At 66.5% G+C, this 9,081-nt stretch carries 8 protein-coding genes; 1 reads left to right on the top strand and 7 read right to left on the bottom strand.

What is annotated here, in order from left to right:
- Nucleotide 1: 1 nt before the first annotated feature.
- Genes phoU through pstS form a run of 5 tightly spaced genes read right to left on the bottom strand, consistent with a single transcriptional unit; the run spans nucleotide 2 to nucleotide 4,571 of the window.
- Nucleotides 2–703, bottom strand: a complete 702-nt coding sequence (gene phoU, locus ACMGEZ_RS12180; protein WP_436822519.1) for a phosphate signaling complex protein PhoU — start codon at nucleotides 701–703, stop codon at nucleotides 2–4.
- Between the two features lie 10 nt (nucleotides 704–713).
- Complete coding sequence (pstB, locus tag ACMGEZ_RS12175) at nucleotides 714–1,496, bottom strand: phosphate ABC transporter ATP-binding protein PstB (RefSeq protein ID WP_436822518.1); 783 nt, start codon at nucleotides 1,494–1,496, stop codon at nucleotides 714–716.
- 5 nt (nucleotides 1,497–1,501) lie between these two features.
- Entirely contained in the window at nucleotides 1,502–2,386 is an 885-nt protein-coding gene (gene pstA / locus ACMGEZ_RS12170; RefSeq protein ID WP_436822517.1) for a phosphate ABC transporter permease PstA, read from the bottom strand.
- 55 nt (nucleotides 2,387–2,441) lie between these two features.
- On the bottom strand, nucleotides 2,442–3,512 hold the full coding sequence (gene pstC, locus ACMGEZ_RS12165) for a phosphate ABC transporter permease subunit PstC (protein WP_436822516.1): 1,071 nt from the start codon (nucleotides 3,510–3,512) through the stop codon (nucleotides 2,442–2,444).
- Nucleotides 3,513–3,527: 15 nt separating this feature from the next.
- A complete protein-coding gene (gene pstS / locus ACMGEZ_RS12160) occupies nucleotides 3,528–4,571 on the bottom strand; it encodes a phosphate ABC transporter substrate-binding protein PstS (protein WP_436822515.1) in 1,044 nt (347 codons plus the stop codon).
- A gap of 251 nt (nucleotides 4,572–4,822) precedes the next feature.
- On the opposite strand from pstS, the gene ACMGEZ_RS12155 reads away from it, so the two are divergent.
- Complete coding sequence (locus ACMGEZ_RS12155) at nucleotides 4,823–6,340, top strand: Ppx/GppA phosphatase family protein (RefSeq protein WP_436822514.1); 1,518 nt, start codon at nucleotides 4,823–4,825, stop codon at nucleotides 6,338–6,340.
- 32 nt (nucleotides 6,341–6,372) lie between these two features.
- On the opposite strand, the gene ACMGEZ_RS12150 is transcribed toward ACMGEZ_RS12155, so the two are convergent.
- Both ACMGEZ_RS12150 and ppk1 read right to left on the bottom strand, forming a co-directional pair.
- Nucleotides 6,373–6,834, bottom strand: a complete 462-nt coding sequence (locus ACMGEZ_RS12150; RefSeq protein ID WP_436822513.1) for a SixA phosphatase family protein — start codon at nucleotides 6,832–6,834, stop codon at nucleotides 6,373–6,375.
- Between the two features lie 8 nt (nucleotides 6,835–6,842).
- Nucleotides 6,843–9,038 carry a polyphosphate kinase 1 gene (gene ppk1 / locus ACMGEZ_RS12145; RefSeq protein ID WP_436822512.1) on the bottom strand — a complete coding sequence of 732 codons (2,196 nt, stop codon included), beginning with the start codon at nucleotides 9,036–9,038 and terminating at the stop codon, nucleotides 6,843–6,845.
- Nucleotides 9,039–9,081: the final 43 nt, after the last annotated feature.

The following is a 9,081-nucleotide window of genomic DNA, read 5'->3' as shown; positions in this document are numbered from 1 at the left end:
CCTATTGCAGGGCCGACTCGATATCTTGCATCGAAGTGTGTCGCACGTCGGCACCCTTGACGATGTAGATGATGAACTCGGCAATGTTCTTCGCATGATCGCCGATGCGCTCGATGGCCTTGGCCAGGAACAGCAGGTCGAGGCTGGCCGAGATGGTGCGCGGGTCTTCCATCATGTAGGTGACCAGCTTGCGCACGAAGCCGTCGAACTCCTGGTCGATCAGGTCGTCGTCCTTGAGGATCGACAGCGCGGCGGCGGTGTCCAGGCGCGCAAAGGCGTCGAGCGCCTTGCGCAGCAGGCCCGAGGCCAGGTCGGCCGCGACGCGCAGCTCGGTGGAGGGCAGCGCGCGCGCCGAGCCGCTCTCGATGATCTTCTTGACCATGCGCGCGATCTTGTTGGCCTCGTCGCCCACGCGCTCGAGGTTGGCGGTGGTCTTCGAGATCGCGATCAGGAGGCGCAGGTCGCGCGCCGTCGGCTGGCGCCGCGCGATGATCGAGGACAGCTCGCGGTCGATCTCGATCTCCATCGCGTTGACGCGAATCTCGGTCTCGATCACCCGATTGGCCGACTCCGAGTCGAACTGTGCCAACGCATACACGGCCTGGCTGATCTGGGACTCGACCATCCCGCCGAGTTCCATCACGCGCGACGAGACCGCGTTCAGCTCGCTGTCGAACTGGCTGGAGAGGTGTTTCTCGGTCATGACGCTCCTTTCAGCCGAAACGGCCGGTGATGTAATCCTCGGTCTCTTTGCGCTTGGGCTTGAAGAACAGCTCTTCCGTCGCGCCGAACTCGATCAGGTCGCCCAGGTACATGTAGGCGGTGTAGTCGCTGCAGCGCGCCGCCTGCTGCATGTTGTGGGTCACGATGACCACCGTGTATTCGTTCTTCAGCTCGGCGATCAGCTCCTCGATCTTGGCGGTGGAGATCGGGTCCAGCGCCGAGCAGGGCTCGTCGAGCAGCAGCACCTCGGGCTTGATCGCGATACCGCGGGCGATGCAAAGCCGCTGCTGCTGGCCGCCCGACAGGCCCGAGCCGCTTTGCTGCAGCTTGTCGCGCACCTCGGTCCAGAGCGCGGCCTTCTTGAGCGCCCACTCCACGCGGTCGTCCATTTCGGAGGCGCTCAGGTTCTCGAACAGCTTCACGCCGAAGGCGATGTTGTCGTAGATCGACATCGGGAACGGCGTCGGCTTCTGGAACACCATGCCGATCTTGGCGCGGATCAGCGCCACGTCCTGCTTGGAAGTCAGCAGGTTCTCGCCGTCCAGCGCGATCACGCCCTCGGCGCGCTGCTCCGGATAGAGCTCGAACATGCGGTTGAAGGTGCGCAGCAGCGTCGACTTGCCGCAGCCCGAGGGGCCGATGAACGCGGTGACCTTGTTCTCGGGGATCTCGAGGTTGATGCCCTTGAGCGCGTGGAACTTGCCGTAGTAGAAGTTGAGGTCCTTGACCGAGATCTTCGCGGGGGACGGCTGTACAGCGATGGTGGATGGCATGGTGTTCAGAGTTTGTTGCGAGTCAGGACGCGAGCGAGGATGTTGAGCGCCAGCACCGCGACGGTGATCAGGAACACGCCGGCCCAGGCCAGCTGCTGCCAGTTCTCATAGGGGCTCATCGCGAACTTGAAGATGGTCACCGGCAGGCTGGCCATCGGCTGCGTCATGTCGGCGGTCCAGAACTGGTTGTTGAGCGCGGTGAAGAGCAGCGGCGCGGTCTCGCCCGCGATGCGCGCCACCGCCAGCAGGATGCCCGTGACCACCCCGGCGCGCGCCGCGCGCAGCGTGATGCTCATGATCACCCGCCACTTCGGCGTGCCGAGCGCGTAGGCGGCTTCGCGCAGCCCGGGCGGGATCAGCTGCAGCATGTTCTCGGTGGTGCGGATCACGACGGGGATGACGATCAGCGCCAGCGCCATCGCGCCGGCCAGGCCCGAGAAGGATCTGAAGTAGGCCACCGCGATCGCGTAGACGAACAGGCCGATGACGATCGAGGGTGCCGACAGCAGGATGTCGTTGACGAAGCGCGTGACGCTCGCCAGCCAGCCCTTGGTGTTGTATTCGGCCAGGTAGATGCCTGCCATGATCCCGATCGGCGTGCCGACGAAGGTGGCCAACAGCACCATCGCCAGGGAGCCGAAGATCGCATTGGCGATGCCGCCGGCCTCGTTCGGGGGCGGCGTCATCTCGGTGAAGGTGGCGATCGCCAGGCCGCCCACGCCGAGGCGCAGCGTTTCCCACAAGATCCAGACCAGCCAGAACACGCCGAAGGCCATCGCGGCCATCGACAGGGACAACGCGATGATGTTGACGCGCTTGCGGCTCGCGAACCTGGCAGCGCGCATTTCATTGAGTGCCTTGGCGCTCAGCAGGCGTTCCGCTGTGCTCATAAAAAAACCTCCGCGCTGCGCGCTACGGTATTCGCCTTGGGAACGGCCCTGCGGCTCATGACTTCTTGCCCTCACTCTTCTGCATCTGCTGCAGCAGCAGTTTCGACAGCGACAGCACCACGAAGGTGATGAAGAACAGCACCAGGCCGAGATACATCAGCGAGGCCTGGTGCAGGCCGGCGCCGGCTTCGGCGAACTCGTTGGCCAGCACCGAGGTGATGCTGTTGGCCGCCTCGAACATCGATAGCGAGTTCAGCTGGTTGGTGTTGCCGATCACGAAGGTGACGGCCATGGTTTCGCCCAGGGCGCGCCCGAGTCCGAGCATGATGCCGCCGATGACGCCGGCCTTGGTATAGGGCAGCACCACCTTGGAGACCACTTCCCAGGTCGTGGAGCCGAGGCCGTAGGCCGACTCCTTGAGCAGCGGCGGCGTGACTTCGAACACGTCGCGCATCACCGAGGCGATGAACGGGATGATCATGATCGCCAGGATGATCCCGGCGGACAGGATGCCGATGCCCACCGGCGGGCCGGACACCAGCGCGCCGAGGTAAGGCACCCCGTCGAACAATTTCTGCAGCGGCTGCTGCACATAGGTCGAGAGAATCGGACCGAACACCAGCAGGCCCCACATGCCGTAGACGATCGAAGGCACCGCGGCCAGCAGCTCGATCGCGGTGCCGAGCGGTCGCTTGAGCCAGGCGGGCGACATCTCGGTCAGGAACAGCGCGATGCCGAAGCTCACCGGCACCGCGATGATCAGGGCGATCAGGGAGGTGGCGAGCGTGCCGTAGATCATCACCAGGCCGCCGTACTCGTTCTGGACCGGGTCCCACACGCTGCTGGTGAGGAAGCCGAGGCCGAACTTGGAGATCGCAGGCCAGGCACCCGCGAAGAGCGACAGCAGGATGCCGATCAGCATCGCCAGCGTCAGCAGCGCGGCACCCCTGGCGGCCATGCCGAACAGGCGATCGACGGTGGCGCCGGTGCGCGGCTTCCTGACGGGAGGCGGGCTGTTGGTTGCGCGTGCGCCATCGGCCGGCAGGTCGAGGGGGTTCGCGGCAGCGGGGAAACTGGATGACACAGGTCGCTCCGAAATCGGCGCGTGCTCGAGCGGTGTGCTCATGACGCGCCGGCTCGCTTACTTGACGTTGACGGCGACGGGCTTGCCCGACGCGTCCTTGATCTCGCCCCAGGCCGTGGCGATGATGCCCTTCACCTTGTCGGGCATCGGCACGTAGTCGAGGTCGGCTGCGGTCTTGTCGCCGTTCTTGTAGGCCCAGTCGAAGAACTTGAGCGTGGTGGTCGCCTGCGCCGGCTTGTCCTGCGTCTTGTGCATCAGGATGAAGGTCGCACCGGTGATCGGCCACGACTGCTCGCCGGGCTGGTTCGTCAGCACCTGGTAGAAGGTCTTGGACCAGTCGGCGCCGGCGGCCGCCGCCTTGAAGGCGTCATCGTCCGGTGTGACGAACTTGCCGGCAGCGTTCTGCATCTGCGCATAGGTCATCTTGTTCTGCTTGACGTAGGCGTACTCGACGTAGCCGATCGAGTTGGGCAGCTTGCTGACGAACTGGGCAACGCCTTCGTTGCCCTTGCCGCCGGCGCCGGTGGGCCAGTTCACGGCGGTGCCGTCGCCGACCTTGGCCTTCCAGTCCGGGTTGGCCTTGCTCAGGTAATTGGTGAACAGGAAGGTGGTGCCGGAACCATCGGCGCGGCGCACCGGGGCGATGGTCGCGTCGGGCAGCGCGAGCGAGCCGTTCAGCGCCTTGATCGCCGGGTCGCTCCACTTGGTGATCTTGCCCAGGTAGATGTCGCCGAGCACCTGGCCGCTGAGCTTGAGCTCGCCAGGCTTGATGCCCTGGATGTTGACCACGGGAACCACACCGCCGATGACGGTGGGGAACTGCAGCAGGCCTTTGGCCTTGAGGTCTTCGTCGGTCAGCGGCATGTCGGAAGCGCCGAAGTCCACCGTCTTGGCATCGATCTGCTTGATGCCGGCGCCGGAACCCACCGACTGGTAGTTGATCTTGGCACCGGTCGCCTTGTTGAAATCGGAGGCCCACTTGGAGTACAGCGGCGCCGGGAAGCTTGCGCCTGCGCCCGTGGCTTCCTGGGCAAAGACTGGGACATGGGCCAGGGCCGCGGCAAACAGGCCGGCGGCTGCAAACTTGAACGTCGTTTTCATGAGCTTCCTTCTGGATGTGCAAAGAACCCCTTTACCGGGGACTTGGCAGCGACTCTAGGAAGCTTGTGTGACATGAATATGACACCCTCCTCAGGGGGAGATTGGCCATGGTCGGCGCCGAATTCTATGACGATGTCACACAAACGTCATGGGCCCTGCCTAGCCTCGGGGGCTCGTGCTGCGGCGCCTGCCTACGCAGTATCGGGTGGCCATGAGGCTACGATCAGGGCCCAGGGCTTCTCCATCTCGACATGCAAAACGGAACCCGCCTCGCCGCGGTCGATCTCGGCTCGAACAGCTTCAGGCTCGAAATCGGCCGGGTCGACCATGGCCAGATTCATCGCGCCGAATACCTGAAGGAGACCGTCCGCCAGGGCAACGGCCTGGACGCGGCCCGCAATCTCACACCCGAGGCCATGCAGCGCGGCTGGGACGCCCTCGCCCGCTTCGGCGAGCGGCTGGCAGGCTTCAAGCGCTCGCAGGTCCGAGCCGTGGCCACCCAGACGCTGCGAGAAGCCCGCAACCGCGACGAATTCCTGCTGCGCGCGCGCACCATCCTGGGCTTCGGCATCGACGTCATCACCGGCCGCGAGGAAGCTCGCCTCATCTACCAGGGCGTGGCGCACCTGCTGCCCCATACCGATGCCTCGAACCGGGAGCGGCGGCTGGTGGTGGACATCGGCGGCCGCTCGACCGAGATGATCATCGGCACGGGGCTGGAAGCGACCGTGACGGAGTCGTACCGGGTCGGCAGCGTCGCCTGGTCGATGAAGCATTTTCCCGAGGGCCAGTTCACCACCGGCGCCTTCCGGGCCGCGGAGGTCGCCGCCAAGGCAGTGCTGGACGAAGCGCTCGGCACCTACGTGCCCGACCGCTGGGACGTGGTCTACGGCGCCTCGGGCACCATCGGCGCGGTCGGCGACGTGCTGGCGGCCGCCGGCGGAGAGCCCGGCCTGATCACGCGCGAAGGGCTGGACTGGCTGGTCGACCGCCTGCTCAAGGCCGGCAGCGCCGACCGGCTGCGCATCGAGGGCATGCGGGAAGACCGCAAGGCGGTGATCGGCGGCGGCGTGAGCGTCCTGCGGGCCGTCTTCGATTTGCTCGAGCTCGAGGAAATGAGGGTGGCGCAGGGCGCCCTGCGCCACGGCGTGCTGTACGAGCTGCTCGAGCGCGACGAGAGCGTGGCCGACCTGCGCGCCGCCACCGTTGCGCGTCTGGCGAGCCGCTTCGCCGTCGACACGGCACAGGTGCGGCGGGTCGGCGAGACGGCCGCGGCGCTGTTCCTGCAGCTGGAGCCGGCTTCGCGCGGCGCCAGCACCACCAGCCGCGCCGGGCGCGCCTTGCGCAAGCTCGGGTGGGCCGCGCAGCTGCACGAGATCGGCACTCACATCTCGCACAGCGACTACCACAAGCACGGAGCCTACATCCTGGACAACACCGATGCGCCCGGCTTCGCGGTCAACGAGATGCATTGGCTCAGCCAGCTGGTGCTGGGGCACCGGGGCAAGCTGCGCAAGCTCGAGGCTGCGCTGGACGACGAGACCTTCGTGCCACAGCTGCTGGCGCTGCGGCTGGCGGTGATCCTGTGCCATGCACGGCGCGACCCGGATCTGCAGGCGCTGCGGCTGGTGCGCGCCGACAGCCGCCTTTTCATCCTGACATGCCGCAGCGGCTGGTCGGAGACCTATCCGCAATCGGCCCACCTGCTGCGCGAGGAAGTGCTGGCCTGGCAGAAGACGCCGTGGCGGCTCCAGCTCGAAGGCTGCTGAAACGCGGGCGCAAGGCAGCTTGCGCCGCCTGTCTACAACAATTCGGGCGACTGTACCGTCACCACCACGGTCTGGACGTCGCCGTCGCGCTCGCGCGTGCGGATCCACCAGACAGCACCCTTGCGCACCGGGCAGCTGTCCTGCTTCAGCCCGAGCAGCAGCGAGATCGCCTGGCCCAGCGAGGGTTGGTGCCCGACCAGCAGCACCACCGACTTGCCGTTGGGCCAGCCGGCCACGCCCAGCAGCGCGTCGGGCGTGGTGTCGGGTGCGAGCTCGCTGCGCAGCTTGTACTTGCGGCCGAGCGCGAGCACCGTCTGCTCGCAGCGCCGCGCCGGGCTGCAGACGACGCGCGTGCCCTCGGGCAACTGCCGGTCCAGCCAGGCCGCCATGCGCTTGGCCTGCTTCTCGCCACGCGGCGTCAGCGACCGCAGCATGTCGTCGCAGCCTTCGGTCCAGTCCTCGGCTTCTGCATGGCGCCAGAAGATCAGGTCCATGGAAGGCCTCACACGCGCGAGGCGGCCCGGCTGCGGCCTCGTGCCGAATAGCGGACCATGAGCGCGGTTTGCGCACCGTGCGCCTGGACGGCGCGTGGCGCACCCTCCTCTTCTGCCTGGTGCGTGTCGTGGTTCACCCGGCGGTAGCTGCCGTCGGGGCCGAGGTCCCAGGCATCGCGGCCGTCGTGCAGGTAGGCCACCAGGCATTCGTCGATCAGGCGCTGGCGCAGCACCGGGTCGGTCACCGGCCAGGCCAGCTCGATGCGCCGCATCATGTTGCGGTTCATCCAGTCGGCGCTCGACAGGTAGAGCGCCTCGTCCTCGCCCTCGCGGAAATAGAAGACCCGCGAATGCTCGAGGAAGCGGCCGATCACCGAGCGCACGCGGATGTTGTCCGTCAGGCCCGGCACCAGCGCCGGCAGGGTGCAGGCGCCGCGCACGATCAGGTCGATCTTCACGCCCTTGCGGCCGGCGCTGACCAGTGAGGCGATCAGGGCCTCGTCCGTCAGCGCGTTCATCTTCACGACGATGCGTGTGGGCACGCCGCGCGCAGCTGCCGCCCCCAACGCATCGATGCGCGCAATCAGGTTGCGGTGAAGGTCGAAAGGCGCCACCCACATCCGGTTGAGCTTCGGCAGCCGGCTCTGGCTGGCCATGTGCACGAACACGGCCTCCATGTCGGCCGTCAGCAGCGGGTCGGCGGTCAGGTGGCTGATGTCGGTGTAGAGCCTGGCGGTGCGCGGGTTGTAGTTGCCCGTGGAGAGGTGGCCGTAGCGCCGCATCGACTTGCCCTCGCGCCTCGTCACCAGCAGCATCTTGGCGTGGGTCTTCAGTCCCACCACCCCGTAGACCACCTGGGCGCCGATCGACTCGAGCATCTCCGCCCAGTTGATATTGGCTTCCTCGTCGAAGCGCGCCTTGAGCTCCACCACCACCGTGACCTCCTTGCCGCGGCGGACCGCTTCGCGCAGCAGCTCCATGAGCTCGGAATCGGCACCGGTGCGATAGATGGTCTGCTTGATCGCGAGCACCTGCGGGTCTTGCACCGCTTCGCGCAGGAAGGCGAGCACGCCCTCGAAACTCTCGAAAGGCTGGTGGATCAGCGCATCGCCGGCCTGCAGCCGCTCGAAGAAGGACTGCCCCGGCGACAGCGAGACCGGATAAGACCCTTGGTAGGGCGCGAAGCGAAGCTGCGGCTCCTCCAGCAGATCGATCAGCTGCGTGAGCCGCGCCAGGTTGACCGGGCCGTGCACCCGGTAGAGCGCCTCCGGCGGCAGGTCGAACTGCGCGAGCAGGAAGCTCGCCAGCGATTCTGCGCAGCTGGCCGAGACTTCCAGCCGCACGGCCTGCCCGAAGTGACGATGCTGCAGCCCCTGGCGCAGCGCGGTGCGCAGGTTCTTGACGTCCTCCTCGTCGACCGCCAGGTCGGAATGGCGCGTGACGCGGAACTGCGAGAAGTCGCCCACCTCGCGCCCCGGGAACATGCCCTGCAGGTGCGCCCGCACGATGCTCGAGAGCGCGACGAACAGCTTCTTGCCGCCGGACACCTTGGCCGGCATCGGGATCATGCGCGGCAACACCCGCGGCACCTTGACGATGGCGATCGGGTTCTCTCGGCCGAAGGCGTCCTTGCCGCTCAGCCGCACGATGAAGTTGAGCGACTTGTTGGCGACCTGTGGAAAGGGATGGGCCGGATCGAGCCCGACGGGAATCAGCAGCGGCCGGACCTCGCGCTCGTAATAGTCGCTCACCCATTTGCGTTGCGCCGCATTGCGCTCGCCATGCGAGATGACGTGGATGCCTTCCTTCGCGAAGGTCGGCATCAGCTCGCCGTTGTAGAGCGCGTACTGCCGGCCCACCAGGGTATGGGCTGCCTCCGACAGGCGGGCGAAGGAATCGACGGTGTAGTTGCCCTTGCGGTCGCCGGCGGTATGGGCGGCCAGGTGCGGCGCCATGCGGACCTCGAAGAACTCGTCGAGATTGGACGAGACGATGCAGAGATAGCGCAGCCGCTCGATCAGGGGCACCTCGGGCCGGTAGGCCCAGTCGAGCACGCGCTCGTTGAAGGCCAGGATGCTGTGGTCGCGATCGAGCAGGCTCAGCGATGGTCCCACGGCGACAGGCGGGCTGTCGGCGAGGGCAGGTGAAGAAGCGAAATTGTCTGGAGCAACGGTCACAGGAATGGTCGCATGCGAGAACGTCACAGTGTCGAAGGACTTCGTGACACTTCCATGACAACTGTGTGAC

The organism is Variovorax stachyos (genome assembly GCF_051400855.1).
Taxonomy (GTDB): domain Bacteria; phylum Pseudomonadota; class Gammaproteobacteria; order Burkholderiales; family Burkholderiaceae_C; genus Variovorax.
This window is presented reverse-complemented; position numbering and strand designations above follow the sequence as displayed.